This window comes from Streptomyces sp. enrichment culture (assembly GCF_964273255.1).
GTDB lineage: Bacteria > Actinomycetota > Actinomycetes > Streptomycetales > Streptomycetaceae > Streptomyces.
Genome location: NZ_OZ186835.1, coordinates 858,446 through 883,774, shown reverse-complemented (window position 1 = coordinate 883,774; position 25,329 = coordinate 858,446). Strand labels below are relative to the sequence as shown.

The window sequence follows — 25,329 nt, the reverse complement described above, 5'->3', positions numbered from 1 at the left end:
CTCGGCCGAACCGAATACGCATGCGCCTACCGGGAAGGCCTGGGCGTCGGACTGCGTCAGGCGGTGGAGACCGCCTTGAGCAGCAACAACCCTTCCCGGGAACACCAGGTAGACCCAGCCCATGGAAGACGCATCGTGACGGGCGCACGCCCCTGATCCCGGCCGCCCCCCACCCCTCGGCCCGCATCCACCCACCGGCACGAGCCGATCGGCTGCGCACTAGGGTCGGCGTGGCCGTGTGCAGCCCGGTCGTTCTGACGAGGCACCGACGGGACGTGATGCGCGTGATAGTGGGGTTGGGTCCCTCCCTGGCCTGTGGCGTGGGAGCACTCGTCGTCCTGGCAGACGTCGCGGCGATGGCCTTGCCGGGCCGGCCGGAGCCCTGGACGCGGTACCTCCTGCGCCGCGCCGCTGCAGTGACCGCCTGGGCCGCGGCAGCCGTCTACTCGCTGGGCTTCTTCGCCGTCCTGTCGTCCGAGCAGGCGTTCGGCGACGGCGCGGACTCGATCCCGGCCCCGGCCTGCCGCGACGGATCCTCCCCGGAGGAGAAGCAGGGCCTCTCGCACCACCGCTCCTCCTACCTGCCGCTCCGCTTCGACTGCGTCCGCGACGACGGCACCGTGTACTCCAGCAGCCCCGCCTACGTCTGGATGAACTGGACGGCGGCGTCCCTCGCCCTGACCACTCCCGTGCTGGCGATCGGCGCGGGTTACGCGTCCGAACTCCGCGCACCCAAGGCAGAGGCGACGTCATGACGCTGCTGTGGGTCTTCGCCGTCCTGGGCGTCGGCTGGGTCGCACTGCGCGGTCTACTGGTGCATCCGCACCTGCCGCTGTGGGTGCGGACCTCGACGTTCTGGGCGGTGCCGTTCGGTGCCATCACCTGGGTGGTCATCATGGTCGCGGACGACCCGTCCCTGTTTCCGGAGACCGCGCCCTGCCCCAGGGAGCCGTACCAGAAGGGCATCATCGGCGACGGGGAGGTCTCCGGCGTCTCCACCCCGTTCCCGCCACGGGCCTACTGCCTGTGGGAGGACGGCACGACCTATGAACTCGCGCCGGGCGCACAATTCCTCTTCTGGGTCTTCTTCGCCGTGACGGTCGTCCCGCTGGGGGCGGGACTGTGGCACGCGGTGCGTAACACGCATGCGCTATTGCGGTAGTCGCCCCGTCCGCTGCGCACGACCCGCGCCCACCCGGCCCTGCTCACGGGGAGCCGCCGGGAGCCGCCGGGAGCCGCCATCCGGACGACCCTCATGAGGTGAACCGCCCCTGCACGCCCTGGATCGCCCGGTCCCGCCACACGCAGTACACGGCGGCCGGATTGTCGAAGTACCGCCACGGCAGGGCGTCCACATGGCCGTCGACCAGGCGGAACTGCTGCAACGCCAGGTCGTACCGGCCCTGTCGGGTGAGGAAGTAGGCCAGCAGATGCCGTACGGACGCCGTGTCCGGGTGGTCCGGCGGGGCGGCATCCGCGTCGGCCAGAGCGGCGTCGACCATGGCGACGAGAGAGGGCGTCCGGAAGTCGTCCGTCTCGGCGGTCGTGTCATGGTGCTCGTACCACGCAGTCAGTGGCAGTGCGGTGAGGAGACTGCCGGGCGGAGCCGTCGCCGCGGCCTCCTGCGCGAAGGTGGCGGCCAGGCCCGCCGACCCGCGCCATTTCGCGCACCAGTACTGGAGGGCGGCGCGGTGCGCGCCGTAGTGGTGCGGGTCCCGGACGGCCACCTCCTTCCAGATCTGCCGCATCTGCTCCCGGGATGCGCCGAGGCCGAGCGCGGCCCAGATCTCGGTGACGAACGGGCACGGGTCGCCCGGGTTGAGGTGCGCGGCGCGGGCGCACAACGCCGGTGCCTGGACGAGGACGTTGTGGAACTCCTGGAACTGCTTCCGGCTGGTCTCCCGGGCCCAGGCGGCGCCCCGCAGATGCCAGGCCAGGGACACCGTCGCCCGTGCCCGGATCAACGCGGCGTCGGGATCGTCGGGACCGACTGCCGTCTCCCACGTCTCCAGCCAACTCCCGGGACGCGCGGCCTCGTGGTCGCCCAATACGTCGGCGTGGAAGGAGCGGCGCCCCCAGTCACCCAGCTCCCTGCTCCGGGTCAGCAGTTGGGCCGCCGGCTCCCAGTCGCCCCGGGAGGCTGCGGCGTGTGCCCGTTCCAGCTCGGGGTCAGCGGCGACCTGCCGGGTGTTCTGGGCCGATCGCGGGCGCAGGCCGAGTGCCTGCGCCCGCCGTGCGGATCCCCTCGGCGCGGCGGGTCCGGTCATGGTGCGGCGGTATGCGGCGACAGCGATCACCGCCACCAGCGCGATCACGATGACGCGTGCGACATCCACGGACTATGCACCGCCCCGGCAGCGCATGACCGTCAGGGGGCCGTGTACACATGGGTGCACACGCACGAGTCGACCCATCGTGCGAGGTCCTCCAGGGAAGGGGTATGGGGCGGCGGAGCGTCAGAAGATCGCGAAGAACCTGGAGTATGCCTGCTGCCGGCACCTGTCGCAAAGGTGTTCGCAGTAGCTCGTAGGAGCGGCTGGGTGCCGTGGATGTCTCACGTCCGGGCAGCCGTCGGCTTGTGCTCTCCGACGCCGCAGCCAACGGCGTCCGCGAACTCGTGGGTGCCTGTTGTCTCCATTGCTTCACGGTGCTGTGCCAGTTGGGATCTCTGGGCGGGCGTGGCCCAGGACACCGATTAACGTTCCTGGTCGCAGGGGTGGGTTGGCCCGCACGTTGATATCGGGTCGAGGCGCTTCCTGCTCGCGTTGCACAGGGTGGTGCACGTGTTCCTGATCAGACCGATGCACGGGGGTACGGCGAATGCCGATGCGAGCCAGTACGTCGAACGACAGATCGTCCGGGACCTTCAGGTCTCCGTCCCGTCGGCGTGTGCTCCGGTTGGCCGGAGGCGGTCTCGCCCTGGCCGCTCTGACCGCGGGCACCGTGGGCTGCGACGAGGAAGCGGTGGACGTCGAGGATCCCGCCGCCGGTGCCGACAAGCCGAAGGACGGCGGCAGGGCCTCCGTCGACGCGGACGGCGCCGGCACCGACGGCACAGCCCCGGAACCGCTGTGGACGAAGTCGACCTCGGCCGAGACCTACGGGGACAACGACGAACTCCTGGTCGCGGGCGGCGTCGTACTCGCCAGCGGCAGCCCCCTGGCCGCCCTCGACACTGCGACCGGCCGCCAGAAGTGGTCCCTGCCGGGCGGCACCGTCCCCGGGGCGCCGCTGCTGCTCGGCAAGGGCACCCTGTACCTGGCCGGCAACACGTACGACGGCACCGTCACCGGATACGACCCGGCCTCCGGCAAGGAGACCTGGCGCAGCCGCCTGGGCGACGGCTACCGGCAGCCGCGGCCGATCGCGGTGGACGACGGGCAGGTCTACGTCATCGCCGAGATCCTCGAGGACGACGGCTCCTCGAAGACGAACGTCATCGCGGCTCTCGACAGCACCACCGGCAGAATCGCCTGGAGGGAACAGCGCGACCTGGGCACCATGCAGAACGGCATCCATGCCGCCGTCCGCGGCCGTCACCTCGTCTACACCGACTTCAAGAAGAACCTCACCGTGCGCGACACCGCCACCGGCAGTCAGGTGTGGACGCGGAAGACGACCAGGACGAACTACGGCTTCTTCGCCGTCCACCAGGATGTGGTCATCGTCCCGCAGGGGCAGAAGCTCCAGGCTTTCGACGTGTCCGACGGCAAGGAGAGGTGGTCCCTGGAGGCGGCGGACTTCGCCCTCTTCAAGGAGCCGGCCGTCGTGGAGGACGTGCTCTACATCGCCGACAGCGCCAGGACGATGCGGGCCGTCGATCCGCGGACGGGTCAGCAGCTCTGGACGTCCGAGGCGCTCGCGTCGGCGGGACTCCAGGTGCCGCGCCAGTACGTCAAGGCGGGCAACACCCTTTACGGCGCGACGGACCTGGACAAGCAGGGCGGCATCATCGCCATGGACGCGAAGACCGGCGAGGTGCGCTGGACGTTCAACGACGGGACCGGCGACCACCACACCTGGCTGGTGGCCACCGACGGCAAGCGCGTCTTCGCCCTGCACGGCACGGAGTTGCACGCACTGCCGGTGTGACGCTCGGCCGGACGCGCGGCGGGGGGCGTGACGCCGGGACCCGGGTGAGCGCGGAGGGGGCAGTGCCACCGCGCGGACCCCGCGGCTGACCCGCACGGGGCACTCCGGGCACTCGGCGAAGTCCCGTGCGTGGCCCGCCCCGCTCAGACGACCAGCCGAGAGGCAGGACACCGCACCGGCTCGCTTCCTGGCATACCACCGAACGATCTCCTCGACCTCGGGGGGCCTGGTCCACCACGGGTCGGCGAGCCACCAAGAACGGGAGAGACGCAACCGAGTTGGCGGGAACGGATCCGACGTCGTCGTCTGCTGAAGTCCGGCGGCCGACGGCGTCGCGGCCCCTCTTTCCTGGAGCCGGACGGGTCGGTCCGGGGAGCGGCTTCCGTTGACGTCGTCAACGTCCGCCGTTTATTGTCGCTGAACAGTGACCTGTGTACCTTTAGCCGTATGGCCAAGACCCCTGCCAGCCCGACGAACCCGTTGGTGACCGGCTCCGAAATCGCCCGCATCGCGGGTGTCACGCGTGCTGCCGTGTCGAACTGGCGACGGCGGTACGACGACTTCCCGGCACCCGCCGGAGGCGGGGCGAACAGTCCGCTCTACGACCTCGCAGAGGTGCAGGCGTGGCTGGACAAGCAGCGCAAGGGGCAGGACGTCACCGACGAGGTTCAGCTGTGGCAGGTGCTGCGCGGGGCATACGGCGACGACATGCTCAGTGGTCTCGCCGATCTGGCTCAGACGCTGGCCGCTCCTGACGAGGGGCCGCCGCCCGCACTCCCCGGTCGGGCTGTCGAGCTGGCGGGGCGCATGGCGGCGGCGAGCGGCTCGGCCGAGGTGGTGAACGGCCTGGTCGAGCGCTTCACGGAGTCGGTGCGGCGTGCGGGGTCGGACCAGGTGACGTCCCCCCGCGTGATCCGTGCGGTCCGCCGGGCGGCGGCCGACGTCGCGAAGGACGCGACGGTGGTCTTCGACCCCGCGTGCGGTGTCGGCACCCTCCTGCTCACCGTCGGCGCAGGGAAGGCCGCCCGACGGTACGGCCAGGAGGTGGACGCCCGCAGCGCACGGCTGGCCCAGTGGCGGGCCCGGCTCGCGGAACCGGCGCACCTGGAAGTCGCCCACGGCGACTCGCTCCGGTCCGACCAGTGGCCGGACTGCCGGGCCGATCTGGTCGTGTGCGACCCGCCGGTCAGTGACACCGACTGGGGCAGGGAGGAACTTCTGCTCGACCCCCGTTGGGAGCTGGGCACCCCGTCACGGGCCGAGGGAGAGCTGGCCTGGCTCCAGCACGCCTACGCGCACACCGCGCCCGGCGGTCACGTCATCATGGTCATGCCCGCCTCGGTGGCGTACCGCAAGGCCGGGCGGCGTATCCGTGCCGAACTCGTCCGCCGGGGCATCCTCATCCAGGTGACCGCACTGGCACCCGGTACCGCCGCCTCGCACGCGCTCCCGGTCCACCTGTGGCACCTGCGTCGGCCCCGGACACCTGACGACACGACCGGCACCGTCCGCATGGTCGACCTGACAGGCAACGAGCCGGACGGCCCGCTGGAGCCGAGACCCGAACAGACCCGGGACGTGGCGCAGATCGACCTGCTGGACGATCTGGTGGACCTCACTCCGAGCCGTCACGTCGAGGAGTTCCACCGCGACTACGTCGCCGAGTACGAGGCACTGAGCCGAGAACTGACCGAGCATGTGCGCCGCGTCGGCGAACTCCTCCCGTCCCTCGCCGCCGGCGCGGGCACGGGCGCCCTGGACGGGCCCAGCGTCAGCGTGTCCGATCTGATGCGAGCCGGTCTGGTGGAGAACGCTGACCCGGAGCCCGTCTCGGTGAGCGATCAGCTCGACACCGACTTCCTGCGCGGCTTCCTGCACAGCGCAGCGAACAGCCGCCGCTCGACCAGCGCCAGTGGAACGTTTCGGCTGGACGGCAAGGGTGCGCGGATCCCCCAGATGGACATCGTTGCTCAGCGTCGGTACGGCGCGGCGTTCCGCGCGCTCCGGGAGTTCGAGGAGCGGGCCCGTCGCGTGGCGGAGCTGAGCAGACAGATCGCCGCTCTCGCGCAGGACGGACTGAGCAATGGCGCACTTGCGCCAGAGGAACGGAGCGGTTGAGCGGAAACCACCCCGACGCACAACGGCGGTGACGGACTCGGCCCGCGGGCGCGGCCGAACTGGGAAGTACAGCAGTACGTAGAGCCGGCCCTTCCGTAGAGCCACGCACGCCGCCGGCTGTGGCTTGCCGATGCTCCTCAGTACCCCGGTGAGCACCTGGTCCTCGACACCGAGTTCTCGCAGCACCTGATCGGGACCGTGAGCGGACAACAGAGGATCGGCGCCGGTGACCGCCTGCCTTCACCCACTGGGTGCCGGCTGCTCGGTCTCGGCCACCTGGTGAACGTCGACCGGCCGCGTCGCGAAGCTGGTTGGACACAGGCGCTCGGACGCGCCGGAGTAGGGCCTCGGTGTGCAGCAGCGTTAACGGGTGCAGAAACGTCGCTGCCGACGTCAGCAAGCGAGGCCAACGCCGTGCGGGCGTTCGTTGATGCGGACGGTCCGCAGGCGCGGATCGCGGGCCCTGCCGACATTCTCGAGTGAAGCACCTGTCCGCCCGCAGCTCGGCCACCGTGCGGTGCCGCACCTCTGCAGGGCCTCCCGTACGCGCTCGGACGGGCTGCTCCGAGACGTTCGTAGCTGTCTCACAGGCTGCTGGTGGGTGCAAGCCGTGACGCGAGGCCCACTCTCCACCCTGACGTCCGGACGATGCGTGCCGATCGCGCGCGGCCGCATCTCACCTTCCGGTTGCTCGACGACCATGTGACGCCATGAATCGTGTTGACATAGTTAACAGGTTCCGGATACGTTGACGCATGTCCGTAGGGGTCATTGGCCCGTGAGGGCTGGCTGTGAACTGTCAATACTGTCCTTTGGGGGGACCATGTACGCCCGTAGTCGCACCACACTCGCCGTCCTCGCGGCCCTCGGCGCGCTCACTCTGACCGCCTGTGAGACCGGAAACACTGTCGTGGACAAGCCGAAGAGCAGTGCCGCGGACGAGGACGAGGGGAGTGCCAAGGGCTCCTCGAAGGAGAAGAAGAAGGAAAATGCCCCTGACATCGCCGAAGTCGGGGACACCCTGACCTTGCGGGGGATGGAGAACGGCAGCCAGTTGGACGTCACCGTTGTCAAGGTCGCCGACCCCGCGAAGTCGGCGGACCAGTTCATGGAGCCGGATGCGGGCAAGCGATGGGTTGGCGTGCAGTTCAAGCTCGTCAACACCGGTGAGGCTGCCTACAGCGACAGCCCTTCCAACGGTGCGCAGGTCGCTGACAGCGAGGGGCAGCAGTTCGACACCACGTTCGGGGACATCACGGCCGGTCCCACCATGGCGTCCAGCGTGAAGCTCAAGCCGGGTGCCCAGGGCCTCGGCTGGGTCGTCTTCGAGGTTCCCGAGGCGGCGAAGCTCGCCACCGTGCAGTTCACCATGGACTCGGGCTTCGCCGACCAGACCGGCGAGTGGAAGCTGGCTTAGCCGGAGTGGTCGCAGGGGGTCGCGTCAGCCGCCGGTCATCCGCTGCGCGACCTCCTCGAAGCCGACGAGCAAGCCATCGGGTTGCTGCTTCGGGCCGAGGGCGTGCTGGTGAATCACCGGGCTCCACCTTGCCCACCGGCCCGGGGTGGTGGGGCGCAACTCCCGTGGAGTGATCGGAACTGCTCGGCAAGCGTAGCCACCAGGAGCAGTCCGTGGCCCTGTTGGCCCGGTCACGCTGCGCTCCGCGCACTCACCCGGACGGCGACACCACCCGACCGGTGTCTGAACCCAGCCCGTGCCGTGTGCCGTACGGTGGGAGCGGCCGCTCGGCCGGTCGGTCCGGCGTGCAGGAGCGGGGTGTCGGGCGATGTGCCGGTTGCTCGAAATCGACAGGGGAGCATGCGAGATGCCCAGGACCACGCAACTGCGTACCTACACCGTCCGCGAAGGGCTGCTCGACGAGTGGGTGGAGCGTTGGCGCAACGACATCGTGCCGCTGCGGCTGAAGCTGGGCTTCGAGATCGGCGGTGCCTGGGTGGACCGGGAGCGCAACCACTTCGTCTGGCTCATCTCCTACGAGGGACCGGAGACCTTCGCGGAGCGCAACGCGCTGTACTGGGCGTCCCCCGAGCGTGAGGCGATGGGCCTCGACCCGGACGACTACCTGCTGCACACCGACGACCGCACGGTCGAGCAGCGCTACTGACCGCTTGCCGCAGACGGGTCGTCGGGCGGCAGGAGATGCTGTCGCCGCTCCTCGGCATCCAGCGTGCGGAACACACGTCCGCGCGCCCGAGCCTCCAGCCGGTCGTGATCGGGGTCCGCCGGCCACACCCGCGCCGTGCCGTCGGCCGAAGCCGTGAGCAGCCGCGTACCGTCCGCGGACCACTCCACGGACAGCACCTTGTCCCGGTGGACACCGACGACCGCCAGCTCCTCGAGCGTGGCGGCGGACCAGAGCCGCACCGTGCGGTCGTCCGAGCCGGTCGCGACACGACGGCCGTCCGGTGACCAGGCGACGGCACGGACCCGCCCCTCATGACCCTTCAGCACGTCGATGCGCCGACCGGTCACCGCATCCCATACGGCGGCCGTCCAATCGCCGGAGGCCGTGGCCACCTGCGTGTCGTCCGGTGACCAGGCGGCGTCCTCCACGTAGTTGCCGTGGCCGCGCAGTACGGTCAACTGGGTGCCGTCTGCCACGTCCCACAGGCGGCAGGTGCGATCGTCGGAGCAACTGGCCAGCTTCTGCCCGCTCGGCGACCACGCCACGCGTCCCACCCAGTCCTGGTGCCCGGTCAGTTTCCGCAACTCGGTGCCGTCGACGGCGGACACGAGGCGTACGGTGCCGTCGTGGCCGCCGGTAGCGACCCGTCGGGCGTCCGGTGACCACGAGCAGCCCTCGACGGGCTCACCGCGCAGTTCGAAGACCGTGCCGCCGGTGCCGTCCACCACGCGCACCAGTCCGTCCGCGGTGCTGAGGGCGATTCGCTCGCCGTGCGGCGCCCACGCCACGCTCCACACCCGCTCGCCCGGCGTCGTCACCGGCCCGGCCAGGACGCCGGAGTCCGCGCTCCAGATCCGCACCGTCCCGTCGTCCGAGGCGGTGGCGAGTCGGGTTCCGTCGCCGGACCACACGGCCTGGTGCACCGGTCCCTCGTGTCCCTGGACCAGGACCGACTCGGCTCCCCGCGGCTGGAGCTCCCACACCCGGCCGGTGCCGTCCGTCGACGCGGTGGCGAGCTGCGCGCCCGAGGGCGACCACGCGACGGCCCACACCGTGTCGACGTGGCCGCGCAGCACCGCGACCTCCTTGGCGTCCTCGGTGCTGACGATGCGCACCGTCCCGTCGGACGACGGGGAAGCGAGCAGCCGGCCGTCCGGTGAGAAGGCCAGGTTCCACACGTAGTCCGTGTGACCGCGCAGCAGCAGCCGCAGGGCGCCCGTGCGGGCGTCCCAGATCCGGGCGGTGTGGTCGCCTGACCCGGTGGCCAGCGACTGCCCGTCCGGCGACCACGCGAGGCCCTCCACGAACTCGGTGTGCCCGGTCAGGGTCGTCGTGGCGGTTCCGGTCGTCGCGTCCCAGACGATCACCGTGCGGTCGTGCGAGGCGGTGGCCAGGCGCGAGCCGTCCGGCTTCCAGGCCACCCCCCAGACGTCGCCGGTGTGGCCGCGCAGTTCGTGCACGAGCCGGCCGCTGTCGGCCTGCCAGACCCGGACCACCTGGTCCCTGAACGAGGCGGCGATCAGCGTTCCGTCCGGTGACCACGCCACCCGCCGGCCGATGCCACCGGCGCCGGTGAGCTGCCGGACCGGCTCGCCGGAAGCGGCGTCCCAGACGCGCACGACCTGGTCGCGCCCCACGGTGGCCAGCTGTGCCGCGTCGGGGGAGAAGGACACCGACTCCACCATGGCGCCGTCGCACGGCAGCACCCGCAGCGAACGCCCCGACTCCGCGTCGTACACCCGGGCAGTACCGTCCCGGGACGCGGTCGCCAGCAACCGCCCGTCGGCGGACCAGACGATGTCCCGGACCGTGTCCGTATGCCCGTCCAGCCGGGTCCGCAGATGACTCATGGCCAGCGCCGTCATCAGCCCCCGCCGTGCGGCCGGGGTCGGCGCGCACTCATCGAGCGCGGCCAGGGAGAGCAGCAGCGCCCGCTCTGGCTCGGTCTCCGCGCTCGCGAGCACCTGCCGGCCGATGCTGTCGGAGACGCGGGACAGGAAGGCCAGGTCCCGGCGCTGTGAGGCGGCCACGAGCGCACGGGCGGGAGCAGACGCCTGCCCGGCCTCGTCCAACGCGGCCAGCCACCGCTGGGCGACGGCGAGGCGCTCCCCGGTGAGAAGGTAGTCCGCGCTGCGCCCGGACCGTTCCCAGTCCACGGCCCACCGCTCCAGCTCGGCCCGCTCCCGCAGCCTTTCCGCCCGTGCCTCCGCCTCCTGGCGCAGGGGAGCCCACTGCCGGAACAGCGCCTCGTGCGTCACCTCCGCGTACGTGTCCCGGTAGCCGTCCGCGCTCTCCGCGGCCCCCTCGGCGGCGTAGGAGCGGATCAGGCGCGCCTCGACGAACGCGTCCACCACGTACCGCTCACGGTCGGTCAACTCGGACAGCCGCACCGGACGACGGGCGAGGTCCCGTTCCTCGACCGTGACGAACTTCAGCAACACCCGTAACGCCAAGTCGATGCTGCCTGGTGCGCCGAGGGCGGCCACCGTGTTGTCGGCCTGCCGGGCCAGCGCCCCCACCACACCTCCGAGCTGCTGATAGATCTCTGCGGTGACCGTGCCGCCCGGACCGCAGGCGAAGTACAGCTCCTGCAGGAGGTAGGCGAGCAGAGGCAGCGCGTCGTCCGTGCCGGTGTCGTCCACGATGGTCTCGACGAGATCGGGCTCGAACGAGATGCCCACCAGCGCGGCCGGCCGCTCCACGACCTGAACGAGCTGCGCCCGGCTCAACGTGCCGATGGCGACCGGGTGCTGAAGGAACGGGGCATGCCCGGTCCCGAGCAGTCGTCCCAGCAGGTCCACCCGGCATGTGGCCAGGACGCGGGCGGAAGGCTCCTGCCGCAGGCCCGCGTGCAGCGCCTCCAGGAACTGGGCCTGTTCCCGTTCACCCGCGAGGGTGACCAGCTCCTCGAACTGGTCGATGACGAGCAGCACCCGATGGAACTGCCCGGCCCGCAGCCGCGACAACTCGGCCGGCAGGCTCTCCGGCCCCTGCCGCAGCCGCCGCAGCACCGCGTCGGGCGTCTCCCTGCCGCCACCGGCCGAGGCCAGGGACGCGGCCAGTGCGTGCAAGGGGTTCGGCCCCGGTGAAAAGGGCGGCACGATCGTCCACCGGCGCCGGCGCAGCCGGGGCATGACCCCGGCCCGGACGAGTGACGATTTGCCGCTGCCGGACGCCCCCGTCAGCATGATGAAGCGGTCGGCGGGGCGAGTTGCGGAGGCGTGCAGCCGACGTGTCAGTTCGCCGGCCTGCGCCTCCCGGCCGAAGTAGACGGCAGCCTCGTCCTCGCCGAACGCGTCCAGCCCCGGGTACGGAATCCGGTCACGCGGCCACTCCGACGGATTGGGCGCCGGGTTCTCCAGCCGGTACACGACGACCTGGCCGACCACCATGGCGACGACCAACAGTCCGATGGCCGGCACCGACCACTGCTGGATCATCGACAGGGCCCAGGGAGCGTTGTCCTCGCTGGTGGCGTAGTTGGTGACGATCCCGAGCAGGCAGGCGACCAGCGCCAGCAGAACCTGCAGGACGAGCTGAAGTCGCTGCCTCATACGGCATCGATCCCCCGCCGACCGGCTCGGTACCCGCGCGGCACTGTCACGCTCCCACCCCGTCCGTCACCCTGTGGCCCTGGACGCTCAGGGACCGTGCCATGTGCACGGACTCGTTGATGCGCCGGGAACGGTGAACATCATCCGCGGACGACCAGGATGGCTTCAAGGACACCTGTGGAATCCGGCCAGTACAGGGCGAGATCATGGCAGCTGGGCGGCAGCGGCGACAGCAACGAGTGGTCGATCACACCTCGGCTCGTTGACTGCTTCAGCGTACGTGCGCTCGGTGGCCGGCGCCCAGCGCGTCGGTTACGCCGGACGCCGAATTCCCCGAGCGGTGATCAATCAGCCGTCGACTCCCCGCCCTTCGTCACTTCGCGAGGTGTGAATTCGCGCAGCAGGTGAGGGCGGCGTGATCAGGAGGAGCGCCAGCGATTGCGGCCGTCGGACCCGGCGCCGCAGACCATGGGGGTTCCTGCCTTGGTCACACCCATGGCGCCGGCCGGGGAGCAGAAGGACCCGGGATGCACGGTGCCGACACTGCTGCCGCCCCCGGACGACGAGGAGCTGCCGCCGTTGGAACCGCCGCCCCCGGTGGTGCCGTTGTCGTCACGACCACGGCTACGGTCACGGTCACTGTCGTGGTCGGGGTCGTTGGCGGGGATCTTGTACGTCGTGTCCTTCTGCGACGGGCACTTCTGGACGAGGTCGACGTCTGTCCACTGCCCCAGGTCGAGACGGACCGTGGTGGATGACGTGACGTCGCTGTCCTCCTCGGGGCGTTGGAAGCACACCCGCCACTCGTCGCCTTCCTCGGCGGCCTCCTCAGCCGTAGGGGCGTCGATGTCGAGGTAGACGTCGTCGAGCGTGACGCTGTCGAGGTCGATACCGGCCCGGTCCAGCGCCTTGACCGCTGTGTTGTAGGTGTCGCCGACGACATCCGGCATGGTGGGCCACGGCAGCGGGTCGCCGTCCTTGGCGGGGCAGGGTTCGCCGTCCTTGACGGCGGAGAAGTCGACGGACTGCGCGGCCGTGTCGGTTCGCTGGAAGCACACCGTCCACGCCGACCGCACGATGATCGTGCGCTTTTCCGGGGACGCGTCGTGATGCCCCGGTGTGAAGCCGGCCGCGCGGGCGCCCTTCTCCGCTTCGTCGAGGGCCGTGCCCGTGTAGTCGGCGAGAGCAGGGGCCTTCGTGGCGGTGGCGGACGGAGTGGCCGCGGCGGCGGCCTTGTCGTCGTTGTCCCGCGCGCGGGCCACGGACTTGTCCGGCTCGCTGTCATCGATCTGCCCGCTCATGCCCGCGCTGATCAGCATCAGGAAGAAGGCGCCGAACGTGGCGCCGAGCCTGGCGTACCAGCGCCATGCGGGCAGCACCCACACGGCCACCATGGCGGCGATCATCACGAGGAAGCCGAGCCCGAGGCTCACCGCACTGAGCAGAGCCACGAGGGCCAGGAGACCGAGCAGGGCGGGAGTGGTCCTCCACCAGGGCCGGGACGGGGGCGGAGTGGTGTTGTACGGGTTCACGGGGACTCTCTGGTTCTCCGGTGTGGGTTGTTGGTCGGCGAGTGTGGATCGGGTCGGTGCCGAACTGATGCCAGGGCAAGGAGTTCAACAGCTGTGGCGGCGGTGGTGTTACGCGAGCCTCGGAGGTGCAGCGGAAGCCGGGCGCGGTGCATCGGCTGTAGTCCTCCGGCTACGGCAGCCCGCAACGTGGTTGCGGCTCTATTGGGCGAACCGGACCCTCGCGTAACGGGGCGCCGAGAACCTGGCGCCACGGCCGTCTGCCTTGCGGAATGAAGGCCGGGCGACACTTCGCGAGCTTGTGGGCGCCCTGTGCGGGCTCGTGAGCGTACTTCGCGAGCTTGGTGGGGACGACAGCACGACGAGGACTGAACGTGAGGAGGACAGTTGACGGCTCGCCCCCTGACGTCCGCCGGGGCGATGCTCATTCCTTCCTCGCGCCGAGCTCCCTCTCGTCCCCCCGCAGGCGGCGTGCTCGCTCGGCGATCTCGCTGGAGAGCCTGATCCTGACCGAGTTGGCTCGGTCAAGGCTCTCGGTGCTGAGGCTTCTGGCCGTACTGACGCCCTTCACCCCTGTTTGCAGAGCCTTGGTTCTCACCTCGGTCGCTGCTTCCATCCATCGCCGGGCCTGCGATGACTGGCGACCGGACTCGATCCCGAGCCGTGCGTGGAAGTCATGGACGCCGGTCACCACGTGGTTGCTCGACTGGACCACAGCGGGGGACTTGGCCGGGTGCAGCAACACTTTCGTGTTGGCCGCCTCGGCAGCCGAGTTCATCCGTGCCACCAGGCGCTCGGTGCTCCGCGAGATGAGATCCAGCCGGTTCTGCCGGGCGGCTCGGAGGCCGAGCCGATGCCGGTCCAGCTGATCCGGATGTGCGTCCAGCACCCGGTCGAGTTCGAGTACGGAGATCGCGTCCTGCAGTTGGAAGCAGCGGGCCAGAACAGCCAACCACTCCAAAACCCTGGGCTCCATCTCCCTGACCGTCGACGCGAGATCACCGATCTTGGGCGTGGTCTCCAATGTGTCGGCGAGATGGTCGAGTTGGCGCAATGCGTACACCTGGGTCTCCGCGACCGCGGTAGGCGCGGTCTGCACCTTCGACCAGGTGACTTCGGAGACGCCGCCCACCCGCTCCCGAATGGTCATGGTCTCCTCGATCACGAGGTCCATCCCGATCATGCGGGACAACGCGGCGTCCTTCTGGGCGCGGAGCACGTCGTCGACCTTCGCGTCGATCGTGGCCAGGTAGTCGGTGATCTCGTCCATCGTCTGCTGCATCGCGAGCTGGGCCATGAGCCCTGCCGCACCAGCCAGCCGCGCAGGGTTGGTCAGGAAGGAGCCGGCCCCCTTCTCGACCTGGAGCCAGTTCTTGATCGATCCGGGCCTCCCCACCATCGCGTGGGTGACGCCTGGCGACTTTCCTTCCATCAGTCCGAACTTCCGGACACGCTCCCCGGACTCCTTGGTCAGCTTCACCCAGCGTCCGGACTCGGCGGCAATGTCCGCACCCACCTGCGCGAAGGCGGCGCCGGTGCCGAACCCGGATGTCAGTCGCTGCACTCCGAGGGGCTTCGACGGCAGCCCTTCCGAGGTGAGGAAGCGGTCCACGTCCGTCTCGTTCCCGATGACCGCCAGGCCGTCGCCGTCGCTGATGAGCTGGATCTCGTTGTCCATCGCCTGCTCCTGTGTGGCTTGCCGTAGGGGAAGTGGCCGAGATTGGGGTGACGGACACGGGGGCGGCCGGTGACCACCCGGAGCTTGCGAGTGCATCCGTAGGAGTCCCGCAACGTCGCCTCGGGGGACTTCGGTTCGGCAGGCGGGAGGCCTAAAGCCGTAACCCAGAGGCTGGCTGTGCCGTGTACGTTCCGCGACCTGCCGTGCCCGGGTGAACGGGAGCCCCCTCATACGTCGCTGCCCACCCGTCATGACAGCGAGCGCTCGGCGGCAGGGCTACAGTACACGAATGTCGCTGCCGTGAATAAGTTGTCGTCTGTTGACATCGCCAACGTGCATCCTTGGTCAGGTGTGCGACGGGGTGGGAGGAAGAGCATGGCGCGTGGACGTGTGGGTGACTCCTGGGCCTCCCCTTTGCGGACGGGCGCGGAGCCTCGCGCTGGGGCGCCGAACACGAGTGACTGCCTCACGAGTTGGCTCGGATAAGGCTGCCCGTGGACTTGGAGGAATCGCACATGCACGCAGAAATCGACAACCCTGATCGTGAAAAGGTTGCACGGGACGGAGGAGAAGAGGGAGCCGCCATCCGGTCGCCGGTCACAGGGGCGTGGGGCCGCCGCCCGGGGGCTCCCCGGACCGACACCCGCGCGCGCCCGCATGCCATGCCCACCGATCGGCGACCGTTCACCCACCCGGGTCACTCCACCACCCGCACGCAACAGTGACCGCGCGCCCCCGCGCTCCCCACCGCACCATGGGCCTGTTACCGACCGGCCAACCGATCGGTACCGGTCGGACGAGAAGGAGGAGCCGGATGGGTGAGCTGTACATCGACGGCCAGTGGGTGAACGCGGAGGCCGGCGGCAGGCGGGACGTCGTCAACCCGTACGACGCCTCCGTCGTCACCACGGTCGACGAGGCCGACGCCACCGACGTGGACCGCGCGGTACGCGCCGCACGGCGGGCCTTCGTCGAGGAGGACTGGGCGAACGCACCCACCCGGCAGCGCGCCGACGTGCTGATGCGCGTCCACGACCTGCTGCTGCGCGACCGGGACGAGATCGCCCGGACCGAGACCCTCGACACCGGCAAGACGCTGACCGAGGCACGCATCGACGTGGAGGACGTGGCGAACGCCTTCCGGTACTTCGCGGAACTGGCGGGCAAGGACGGCGGCCGGATCGTGGACGTCGGCCCGGACGTGCTCAGCCGGGTCGTCTACCAGCCCGTCGGGGTGTGCGCGCTCATCGCACCCTGGAACTATCCGCTGCTCCAGGCGTCCTGGAAGGTGGCGCCGGCCCTCGCCGCCGGGAACACCTTCGTCCTCAAGCCGAGCGAGACCACCCCGCTCACCACGATCGCCATGATCCGGCTGATCGAGGAGGCCGGCGCCCCGCCCGGTGTCGCCAACCTGGTGCTGGGCGCCGGGGCGACCGTCGGCGCGGCGCTCACCTCCCACCCCGAGGTCGACCTGGTGTCGTTCACCGGGGGTCTGGCCACCGGTCGCGCCATCATGGCGGCCGCCGCCGAGGGGCCGAAGAACATCGCCCTCGAACTGGGCGGCAAGAACCCCAACATCGTGTTCGAGGACGCCGACTTCGACGCGGCCGTGGACTACGCGCTGGACGCGGCCTTCCTGCACGCCGGGCAGGTGTGCTCCGCCGGTTCGCGCCTGCTGGTGCAGGACTCCCTGCACGACCGGTTCGTCGACGCCCTCGCCGAGCGGGCCCGGGCGATCCGTCTCGGCAACGGCATGGAGGAGGGCACCGAGAGCGGACCGCTCAGTTCCGCCGAGCACCGGGACAAGGTCGAGCGGCACATCGCCGCCGCCCTGGAGGAGGGCGCCCGCCTCGTCACCGGCGGCACCCGCCCCGACGACCCCGCCCTCAGTAACGGCTTCTTCCTGCTGCCCACCATCTTCGCCGACTGCGACCGCACCATGAGCATCGTCCAGGAGGAGGTCTTCGGTCCGGTCGTCACCGTCGAGCGCTTCCGCACCGAGGACGAGGCCGTGGAACTGGCCAACGACACCCGCTACGGACTGGCCGGCGGTGTCTGGACCTCCGAGGCGAGCCGCGCCCAGCGCGTCGCCCAGCGACTCCGCCACGGCACCGTGTGGATCAACGACTTCCACCCCTACGTCCCTCAGGCCGAGTGGGGCGGGTTCGGCCGCTCCGGCGTCGGACGCGAGCTGGGGCCCACGGGTCTGCGCGAGTACCAGGAGGCCAAGCACATCTACCAGAACCTCGCCCCGGGCCCGTCCGGCTGGTTCAAGGGCTGAGCCCGCGCCCACGGGCGGAACCGGCACCGCCCCCAGCACCCCAAGAGCAGGTCAGAGCAGATCAGAGCAGGTCAGAGCAGGCCAGAGCAGGTCAGAGAACGGCAGAGCACGTCCGAGCGCGCAGAGCACCGCAAGAGCACGCGAAGAGCCCCGAAGAAAGGCACTCCATGGCCGCCCCCACCACCCCGCACGGCGCCGAGTCCTCGTACGACTACGTCATCGTCGGCGGAGGCACCGCCGGCTGTGTGCTCGCTGCCCGACTGAGCGAGGACCCCGACTGCCGCGTCTGCGTGATCGAGGGCGGCCCCAGTGACGTCGGGGACGAGCGCGTCCTGCGCCTGCGCAACTGGATCAACCTGCTGGGCACCGAGTACGACTACGGGTACACCACGGTCGAACAGCCCCGCGGCAACTCCCACATCCTCCACTCACGGGCCCGTGTGCTCGGCGGCTGTTCCTCCCACAACACCCTGATCAGCTTCATGCCGCTGCCGCAGGATCTCGACGACTGGGTGTCCGCCGGCTGCACCGGCTGGGACCCGGCGACGATCCTGCCGTACCGGGACCGCCTGCTGACCAAGATCGTCCCGGTGGCCGAGGCGGACCGGAACCCCATCGCGAAGGACTTCGTCACCGCCGCCTCCCGCGCCACCGGCGTCCCGGTCGTCGACGACTTCAACGCCGAACCCTTCGCCGACGGCACCGGCTTCTTCTCGCTCGCCTACGAGCCCGAGGGCAACCTGCGGTCCTCCGCGTCCGTCGCCTACCTCCACCCGGTCCTGGACCGCCCCAACCTCACTCTCCTCCTGGAGACGTGGGCCCACCGGCTGCTCACCGACGAGGCGGGCAGGCTCACCCGGGTCGCCGTCAGGGGTGCCGACGGGGAGCCCGCCACCGTGCGCGCGAACCGTGAACTCGTGCTGTGCGCCGGGGCCATCGACACCCCGCGCCTGCTCATGCTGTCCGGCATCGGTCCGGCCGACGACCTGCGCCGCCTGGGCATCGACGTCCATGTCGACCTGCCGGGCGTGGGGGAGAACCTGCTGGATCACCCCGAGTCCATCATCCTCTGGGAGACGGACGGCCCGTTGCCGCCCAACTCCGCCATGGACTCCGACGCCGGCCTGTTCCTCAGGCTCGACAAAGGGCAGCCGCGCCCGGACCTGATGTTCCACTTCTACCAGGTGCCGTTCACCGTCAACACCGAACGCCTGGGCTACCCGGTTCCGGAGCACGGCGTCTGCATGACGCCCAACGTGCCCAGGGCGCGCTCCACCGGCCGCATGTGGCTGCGCAGTTCCAACCCGTCCGAGCACCCCGCGCTGGACTTCCGGTACTTCACCGATCCCGACGGCCACGACGAACGCACCATCGTCGAGGGTCTGAAGCTGGCCCGTGAGGTCGCCGCCACCGACCCGCTCAAGGACTGGCTCGTCCGCGAGGTCGCCCCCGGCCCGACCGTCACCTCCGACGCCGACCTGTCGGAGTACGGGCGCCGCGCCGCCCACACCGTCTACCACCCCGCGGGCACCTGCCGCATGGGTGCCGCGGACGACCCGATGGCCGTCTGCGACCCGGAGATGAAGCTGCGCGGCGTCGAGGGCGTGCGGGTCGTCGACGCGTCGGTGTTCCCCACGATGCCGACGATCAACCCCATGGTGACCGTGCTGCTCGCCGCCGAACGCGCCGCCGATCTCCTCACCGGCAAGCAGGGGCCGAACGGCGGGAGCCGGACGCAGTGACGGGGCCGCGACCGCGACGGGTGCGCGGCGCCTTCGGACGTCCTGCGCCCGCGACGCGCCCCACCGGACACCCGGCTCCGCCTGCCGGTGGGGCGCCGGCTCCGCCCGCACGAGCCGCACCGGCTCCCCCTGCCCGTGCCGCACCGGCAGCGACCGCATGGGCCGCGCAGGGTCCGCACCGTCCGTCCCTGCTGCCCGGGGCTCCGCACCCCGTACGCGCGTTGCACGGGACCCGGCACCACCACCGCTGCGTGGTGCGCACCGCGCGGCGAGCGGCAGCGCGGGTGCCTGCCGCTCGCCGCCCGACGTCCGTCCGTGTCGCTCGGGACCGGGCGGCCCCGCCGACGCCGGCCGCGCGCCACCGGGAGCGTCCGGCTCACGAACCGCCGGGCCGAGTGGGTTTCCAGCCCGTCCGGCCGGTTCGATCCGCTGCCACCGGGGCATCAGGATTCTGCCTCGCCCCACGTGCCCCGTTCCCCCGGGGCGTTCGAGCAATGACCTGAGGCCCCGCGAGGGCCGCGGGCAGCGGCAGGGTGCCGCCCCGCACGGGACGGCACGTCCCGGGCCTCAGCGAAGGAGGAAGCGACCATGTCGAGAGCTGGCGACAAGGATCCCGCAGCGGTACCGGACGACTTGCAGGTGGCCGACGAGGTGACGGGACCGGCCCGGCTGAAGCCGGTCGTCTTCTTCGGCGCCGCCTTCCTGGTCCTCGCGATCTCGATCTGGGCGATCATCACCCCGAGCGGCGCGGAGACGGTCATCGGTGTGGCCGTCGGCAAGATCTCCAGCTGGTTCGGCTGGTACTACTTCGCCGCAGCGACCCTCTATCTGGTCTTCGTCGTGTTCATCGCGGTCTCCAAGTACGGCACCGTGAAGCTGGGCCCCAAGCACTCCAAGCCCGACTACGGGCTCTTCACCTGGGGGTCGATGCTGTTCGCGGCGGGCATCGGCATCGACCTGATGTTCTTCTCCGTCTCCGGGCCGGTCAGTCACTACCTCGCGCCGCCGCAGGGTGACCCGGAATCCCTCGAAGCCGCGCGTCAGGCCGTCGTGTGGACCCTGTTCCACTACGGCATCACGGGCTGGGCGATGTACGCGCTGATGGGCATGGCGCTCGGTTACTTCTCCTTCCGCTACAAGCTGCCGCTCGCGATCCGCTCGGCGCTCTATCCGATCATCGGCCGCCGGATCCACGGCCGGATCGGCGACACCGTCGACCTGGCGGCCATCATCGGCACGGTCTTCGGTATCGGCGTGACCCTCGGCATCGGCGTCGTCCAGCTGAACTACGGCCTGAAGGTCCTCTTCGACGTGCCGGAAGGGCTGGCCGCGCAGATCGCACTGATCGTCGTCGCCGTGGGCATGGCCACCGCGTCGGCCGCATCCGGCGTGGACAAGGGCATCCGCCGGCTGTCGCAGCTCAACGTCCTCCTCGCCGCCCTGTTGATGTTCTACATCCTCGTCGTCGGCGAACCGTTCCGGCTGCTGAACGCCGTCGTCCAGAACGTCGGTGACTACGTCAGCGGCTTCCCCTCGATGACCCTCAACACCTTCGCCTACGACCAGCCCACCGAGTGGCTGGACGCGTGGACGCTGTTCTTCTGGGCCTGGTGGATCGCCTGGGCGCCGTTCGTCGGACTCTTCCTGGCCCGCATCTCCCGCGGCCGGACCCTGCGCGAGTTCATCGCCGCCACGCTGATCATCCCGTTCCTGTTCACCGGGCTCTTCCTGGCGATCTTCGGCAACAGCGCCCTGTTCCTGGTGCGGGACGGCAACACGGAGTTCGGCGAAACCGCCATGAACGTCCCCGAGCAGGGCTTCTACACTCTGCTGGACCAGTACCCCGGCTTCCTCTTCAGTGCCGGACTGGCGACGTTCGTCGGACTGCTGCTCTACGTCACGTCCGCCGACTCCGGCGCCCTGGTCATGGGCAACCTCAGCGCCGAGCTGCCCACCCCGGTGACCGACGCGCCCACCTACCTGCGCATCTTCTGGGCCGTGGCGACGGGGCTGCTCACCCTCGCGATGCTCATCGTGGGCGGGGTGCAGGCGCTCACCAACGCCACCATCATCATGGGCCTGCCCTTCTCCTTCGTGATGTTCCTGATCATGGCCGGCCTCTTCCTGGCGTTGCGCACCGAACGCATGCGCGTCGAAGCGACGGCCACCACGCTCCCGGGATCGCTCTCCGGGCGCACGGTGACGCCGCAAAGCCTGCCGGGAGCCCCGAACTGGCGGCACCGGCTGGCCCGGACCATGGCCTTCCCCGGCCGACGGGCCGCCGCACGCTTCGTGGACCAGGTGTGCCGCCCCGCCTTCCAGGATGTCGCCGCGGAACTGCGGGAGCAGGGCAGGGAGGCCGAGGTCGTGGAAGGAACCGTCGAAGCCACCGGCATTCCCCACGTCGGCCTGCGCGTGCCGATCGGCACCAGTGACGAATTCGTCTACGAGGTCTGGCCCGTCGAACGCCCGACGCCCGCCTTCGCCACCCGGTCCGTCAGCACGCACGACTCCTACGTCCGCTTCGAGGTCCGGCTCGCCGAGGGCAACCAGGACTACAACGTGATGGGTTACACCAAGGAGCAGCTCATCGCCGACAGCCTCGACCAGTACGAGCGTCACCTGGAGTTCCTGCGGGTGCGCGACGAGGCGACCAGCCGGTCCGGCTTCCCGGACCACCGTCCGGACGCCCCGGACGCCCACCTGCCGGAGGAGTGAGGGACGGGGATGTCCATCCCGCGTGGGCATCGGGGGCACCCCGACCCCCGAACTGCGGACCCCGTGCCCTGAACTGCGGACCCCGGGCCATGGGCCTCGGGACCCGGGCCCCGGACCCGGGACCCCGGACCCGGAGCCCGGACCTCGGGACGGGGCGGGGCAGGGCGCCTCACAGATGTCCCTGCCCCGTACGGCTGGTCTGACGGCCTGTTCGCTGCGGCCCGGTCATCCGAGCGGTGCACTGTTCCTCTGTGCACCGCTCTCGACATCTTCGGGGTCGGGCGCCGTGGAGGATGGGGGCCAGGGACGAGTCACAGGCCTTCACCGGTCGCGACGTGGGGGAGCGGCGTCACGCGCACGACGTCGGGCAACCTGCGGCTTCGGGTCACTCGAACAGGTGAAGCTAGGGGGAACGGGCACGCGACGGCAGGCCGGACCGTTCGAGCAAGTGACGGGAACCACTCCCGTCGTGGTACGCACGTCGAAGCCGCAAGCAACGGGGGACACACATGAGCCTGCACTTCCACCGCAATCCCGACGGAACGACGACCGGGCGCAACGAGGCCAACGGCTTCACCGTGACGCTCTCCGACGAGGAGGAGGTGAAGCGGCAGTTGTACGAGGACGCCGGGTGGACGTACACGCCTCCGCCGCCTCCGGTCCCACAGGGATTCCACCGGTTTCCGCTGGTGCACGAGGTGTTCGAGGCGATCGGTTTCGGGGACGAACGATATGCGGAGGTGCGGAGGCGACCGCCGAAGGGCTGCGTTCCGGTCGACTGGGGCTGCTTCGCCTTGGAGTGCGAGCGGCCGGGGCGGACGCTGATGGACGCGGTGGCCGGCACCGTCGCGGAGATCCGGCGCGAGCACGGGCTGGTCATGACCAGCCTCGGCGTGGAGAAACCGGACGAGTGGCTCGGCTGCGACCGCGACGGTCCTGCGGCGCACACCGTGGCGCACCTGGTGCTGATGGCGGCCCACAGGGCCCGGTCGCTCGGGTACGGACGCAAGGACCTGGTCCGGCTGCTCGATGCGACGGGGATCGCTTAGGGCGAGGCCACGCCATCCCGGGTCGGCGGCCCCGAGGCCGAGGCCGAGGCCGGGGAACGGGGGACGGGGAACGGCGGACGGGGAACGGATAACGCGGAGCGGGGAACCGGGAACCGGGGACGGACAACGCGGAACGGGGAGCCGGGAACCGGGAACGGACGAGGATCGCACGGGACGGACGGGAACGACGCGTCTCGAACGTCGTGACCCTGTTTCGAGCCTCACCCGACCGCCCCTGACCAGGCCCTCGCCCGGCCGCCCTCGGCACGGCTCTCGGCGTCAGCCGGCGACCAGTTCCCGTGGGCCGGTCTGCTCGGACGGCTGCGGCCGTGCGGACCGCTCCGCCGTCCCTGCCTGGACCCGCGAGGTCCGCCACAGCCACAGCACGTCCCTGCCGAACGACCACAGCAGCAGACCGAGGGCCGACGCGACCACCGCGACATTGGCCGCGTGCGGCAGCAGGGCCGCACCCGCCAGCAACAACAGCACACCCTGCAGCGCGGCCACCGTCTTGCGGGCCGCACTCGGCGGGAGAGGGGCGGTCAGCCACGGCCAGATGCGTGCCGCGGCGACGAACACGTACCGCATGCCGCCGATCAGCAGCACCCACGGCCCCATGGCCATCGACAGGTACACACTCAGCACCAGGATCAGGAAGGCATCCACCTCCATGTCGAACCGGGCACCCAGCGCAGTCGACGTACCCGTCCTGCGCGCCACCTTGCCGTCGACGCCGTCGAGGATCAGCGCGACGGCCGTCAGGCCCACGAAGAGGGAAACGGGCGGGGAGTCGTGGAAGGAGTCGGCCACCAGGGCGGTGACGCCCCCGACGAGAATGGCCCGGCCGAGCGTGACACGGTTGGCGGCGCCGAAGGACCGTGACCCGGACCGGTGCAGAGCCCGCGAGAGGACCGCCCAGGTCGCGAGGGCGAACGCGAGACCGGTGAGCCAGCCCGCCGGCCCCATGCCGATCGCCGAGCCGAGCAGCACCAGCAGCAGGACCTGTACGCCCGCCCCCACGGCGGTCTCCTGCTGTACGAGCCTCGCGTCGTAACTGTTGTTCAGGGCCACCGAACACCCTCCGGCCGAGTGACAGATTTGATCAACGCCGCTACCTTGTGCGCGGCCTGTGCACCCCTCGGTACGCGTGCAGGTTCCCGATCGTTCAGGAGGATTTCGATGGACCGCACCGCTCGCGCGTTCTGGCTCGCCTCACCCGGGCGGGGTGAGATCCGGGAAGTGCGGCTGCCTCGGCCCGGTGACGACGAGGTGCTGGTGCGGTCGTTGTACAGCGGAGTGAGCCGGGGGACGGAGACGCTGGTGTTTCGCGGCGGGGTGCCGGAGAGCCAGCACGCGGCGATGCGGGCGCCGTTCCAGGAGGGCGACTTCCCGGGGCCGGTGAAGTACGGGTATCTCAACGTCGGGGTCGTCGAGGAAGGGCCGTCGCACCTCACCGGCAGGACCGTCTTCAGCCTCTACCCCCACCAGACGCGGTACGTCGTGCCGGCCGCGGCGGTGACCCCCGTCCCCGACGGGGTGCCCGCGGGCCGGGCCGTGCTCGCCGGGACCGTGGAGACGGCCGTGAACGCCCTGTGGGACGCCGCTCCCCTCGTCGGTGACCGGATCGCCGTGATCGGCGGGGGAATGGTCGGCTGTTCGGTGGCCGCCCTGCTGGCCCGCTTCCCCGGGGTCCGCGTGCAACTCGTCGACAGCGATCCCGCACGGGAGGCCACGGCTCGCGCCCTCGGGGTCGGGTTCGCCCTTCCGGAGGATGCCCTCGGCGAGTGCGACCTCGTCGTACACGCCAGTGCCACCGAGCAAGGGCTCGGCCGGGCCCTGGAGTTGCTGACCGCCGAGGGCACGGTCGTCGAGCTGAGCTGGTACGGGGACCGCCGGATCGCGCTGCCGCTGGGCGAGGCCTTCCATTCACGGCGGCTCGTCATCCGCAGCAGTCAGGTCGGTACGGTCTCGCCGGCTCGCGCGGGCCGCACCTACGCCGACCGGCTGGCCCTCGCCCTGGACCTGCTGGCCGATCCGGCGCTCGACGCCCTGATCACGGGGGAGTCCGCATTCGAGGAACTGCCGGACGTCATGCCCCGACTGGCCTCCGGCGACATCCCGGCCCTGTGCCACCGCGTGCGCTACGACACCGCCTGACCCGGCGCACACGCCGGCCCGACCGACCTGACCAAGCCGACCGACCCGACCGAACCACCCGACCGAATCACCCGAGCACGCGCGGCACCGGCGGCTTCCCGCCCGGACGGATCCGTCCCCGACGGCGCATCAGCACCCCGCACCCGCATCCGCACCCCGGCCCTCGCAGACCCATCCCCCCCACACCCCCGCCGGGCCTGCTGAGCCGGCCCGCCCGCCTGCCTGCCGCCCTTCAGCCTGGTGAGTGCGCCACGCACCTCACGGGCG

General features: G+C 70.6%; 16 protein-coding genes. 11 read left to right on the top strand and 5 right to left on the bottom strand.

Translation table 11 applies throughout. From position 1 onward, the window contains the following. Positions 1-320: 320 nt before the first annotated feature. Both ACSU53_RS03895 and ACSU53_RS03890 read left to right on the top strand, forming a co-directional pair. The gene (locus tag ACSU53_RS03895; RefSeq protein ID WP_437024754.1) at positions 321-755 is read left to right on the top strand and encodes a hypothetical protein; all 435 of its coding nucleotides are present in this window, start codon (positions 321-323) and stop codon (positions 753-755) included. Further along, entirely contained in the window at positions 752-1,162 is a 411-nt protein-coding gene (locus ACSU53_RS03890) for a hypothetical protein (RefSeq protein ID WP_437024753.1), read from the top strand. The genes ACSU53_RS03895 and ACSU53_RS03890 overlap by 4 nt, the downstream gene beginning before the upstream one ends. 91 nt (positions 1,163-1,253) lie before the next feature. On the opposite strand, the gene ACSU53_RS03885 is transcribed toward ACSU53_RS03890, so the two are convergent. Continuing rightward, positions 1,254-2,336 (bottom strand): hypothetical protein, encoded by a 1,083-nt coding sequence (locus ACSU53_RS03885; RefSeq protein ID WP_437024752.1) that lies wholly within the window; start codon positions 2,334-2,336, stop codon positions 1,254-1,256. 484 nt (positions 2,337-2,820) lie between these two features. On the opposite strand from ACSU53_RS03885, the gene ACSU53_RS03880 reads away from it, so the two are divergent. The 4 genes from ACSU53_RS03880 (at position 2,821) to ACSU53_RS03865 (ending at position 8,333) form a co-directional block, all read left to right on the top strand. Then, complete coding sequence (locus ACSU53_RS03880) at positions 2,821-4,092, top strand: outer membrane protein assembly factor BamB family protein (RefSeq protein WP_437024751.1); 1,272 nt, start codon at positions 2,821-2,823, stop codon at positions 4,090-4,092. Positions 4,093-4,539: 447 nt separating this feature from the next. Further along, complete coding sequence (locus ACSU53_RS03875; RefSeq protein WP_437024750.1) at positions 4,540-6,210, top strand: N-6 DNA methylase; 1,671 nt, start codon at positions 4,540-4,542, stop codon at positions 6,208-6,210. Between the two features lie 823 nt (positions 6,211-7,033). Next, the gene (locus ACSU53_RS03870) at positions 7,034-7,627 is read left to right on the top strand and encodes a DUF4352 domain-containing protein (protein ID WP_437024749.1); all 594 of its coding nucleotides are present in this window, start codon (positions 7,034-7,036) and stop codon (positions 7,625-7,627) included. A gap of 406 nt (positions 7,628-8,033) precedes the next feature. After that, on the top strand, positions 8,034-8,333 hold the full coding sequence (locus tag ACSU53_RS03865) for an NIPSNAP family protein (RefSeq protein ID WP_437024748.1): 300 nt from the start codon (positions 8,034-8,036) through the stop codon (positions 8,331-8,333). Here the strand turns inward: ACSU53_RS03865 and ACSU53_RS03860 are convergent. The 3 genes from ACSU53_RS03860 to ACSU53_RS03850 form a co-directional block, all read right to left on the bottom strand. Continuing rightward, positions 8,327-11,908, bottom strand: coding sequence for an nSTAND1 domain-containing NTPase (locus ACSU53_RS03860; RefSeq protein ID WP_437024747.1), 3,582 nt, complete (start codon positions 11,906-11,908; stop codon positions 8,327-8,329). The two genes, ACSU53_RS03865 and ACSU53_RS03860, sit on opposite strands and share 7 nt — an antisense overlap. 419 nt (positions 11,909-12,327) lie before the next feature. Beyond that, entirely contained in the window at positions 12,328-13,440 is a 1,113-nt protein-coding gene (locus ACSU53_RS03855) for a PASTA domain-containing protein (RefSeq protein ID WP_437024746.1), read from the bottom strand. Between the two features lie 421 nt (positions 13,441-13,861). Then, a complete protein-coding gene (locus tag ACSU53_RS03850) occupies positions 13,862-15,115 on the bottom strand; it encodes a hypothetical protein (protein ID WP_437024745.1) in 1,254 nt (417 codons plus the stop codon). A gap of 814 nt (positions 15,116-15,929) precedes the next feature. On the opposite strand from ACSU53_RS03850, the gene ACSU53_RS03845 reads away from it, so the two are divergent. From ACSU53_RS03845 to ACSU53_RS03830, 4 genes are all read left to right on the top strand, one after another. Continuing rightward, positions 15,930-17,396, top strand: coding sequence for an aldehyde dehydrogenase family protein (locus tag ACSU53_RS03845; RefSeq protein WP_437024744.1), 1,467 nt, complete (start codon positions 15,930-15,932; stop codon positions 17,394-17,396). Positions 17,397-17,563: 167 nt separating this feature from the next. Next, complete coding sequence (locus ACSU53_RS03840) at positions 17,564-19,138, top strand: GMC family oxidoreductase (RefSeq protein ID WP_437024743.1); 1,575 nt, start codon at positions 17,564-17,566, stop codon at positions 19,136-19,138. Between the two features lie 588 nt (positions 19,139-19,726). Continuing rightward, complete coding sequence (gene betT / locus ACSU53_RS03835; protein WP_437024742.1) at positions 19,727-21,856, top strand: choline BCCT transporter BetT; 2,130 nt, start codon at positions 19,727-19,729, stop codon at positions 21,854-21,856. A 509-nt stretch (positions 21,857-22,365) separates the two neighbouring features. Beyond that, positions 22,366-22,905, top strand: a complete 540-nt coding sequence (locus tag ACSU53_RS03830) for a hypothetical protein (RefSeq protein WP_437024741.1) — start codon at positions 22,366-22,368, stop codon at positions 22,903-22,905. A gap of 279 nt (positions 22,906-23,184) precedes the next feature. Here the strand turns inward: ACSU53_RS03830 and ACSU53_RS03825 are convergent, their stop codons facing one another. Further along, complete coding sequence (locus ACSU53_RS03825) at positions 23,185-23,976, bottom strand: CDP-alcohol phosphatidyltransferase family protein (protein ID WP_437024740.1); 792 nt, start codon at positions 23,974-23,976, stop codon at positions 23,185-23,187. Between the two features lie 108 nt (positions 23,977-24,084). On the opposite strand from ACSU53_RS03825, the gene ACSU53_RS03820 reads away from it, so the two are divergent. Then, the gene (locus ACSU53_RS03820) at positions 24,085-25,062 is read left to right on the top strand and encodes a zinc-dependent alcohol dehydrogenase (protein WP_437024739.1); all 978 of its coding nucleotides are present in this window, start codon (positions 24,085-24,087) and stop codon (positions 25,060-25,062) included. Positions 25,063-25,329: the final 267 nt, after the last annotated feature.

Coding starts and splice junctions, on each gene's coding strand:
- ACSU53_RS03890 (WP_437024753.1), top strand. CDS start 752: ATGACGCTGCTGTGGGTCTTCGCCGTCCTGGGCGTCGGCTGGGTCGCA.
- ACSU53_RS03880 (WP_437024751.1), top strand. CDS start 2,821: ATGCCGATGCGAGCCAGTACGTCGAACGACAGATCGTCCGGGACCTTC.
- ACSU53_RS03875 (WP_437024750.1), top strand. CDS start 4,540: ATGGCCAAGACCCCTGCCAGCCCGACGAACCCGTTGGTGACCGGCTCC.
- ACSU53_RS03870 (WP_437024749.1), top strand. CDS start 7,034: ATGTACGCCCGTAGTCGCACCACACTCGCCGTCCTCGCGGCCCTCGGC.
- ACSU53_RS03865 (WP_437024748.1), top strand. CDS start 8,034: ATGCCCAGGACCACGCAACTGCGTACCTACACCGTCCGCGAAGGGCTG.
- ACSU53_RS03860 (WP_437024747.1), bottom strand. CDS start 11,908: ATGAGGCAGCGACTTCAGCTCGTCCTGCAGGTTCTGCTGGCGCTGGTC.
- ACSU53_RS03850 (WP_437024745.1), bottom strand. CDS start 15,115: ATGGACAACGAGATCCAGCTCATCAGCGACGGCGACGGCCTGGCGGTC.
- ACSU53_RS03845 (WP_437024744.1), top strand. CDS start 15,930: ATGGGTGAGCTGTACATCGACGGCCAGTGGGTGAACGCGGAGGCCGGC.
- ACSU53_RS03840 (WP_437024743.1), top strand. CDS start 17,564: ATGGCCGCCCCCACCACCCCGCACGGCGCCGAGTCCTCGTACGACTAC.
- betT (WP_437024742.1), top strand. CDS start 19,727: ATGTCGAGAGCTGGCGACAAGGATCCCGCAGCGGTACCGGACGACTTG.
- ACSU53_RS03830 (WP_437024741.1), top strand. CDS start 22,366: ATGAGCCTGCACTTCCACCGCAATCCCGACGGAACGACGACCGGGCGC.
- ACSU53_RS03820 (WP_437024739.1), top strand. CDS start 24,085: ATGGACCGCACCGCTCGCGCGTTCTGGCTCGCCTCACCCGGGCGGGGT.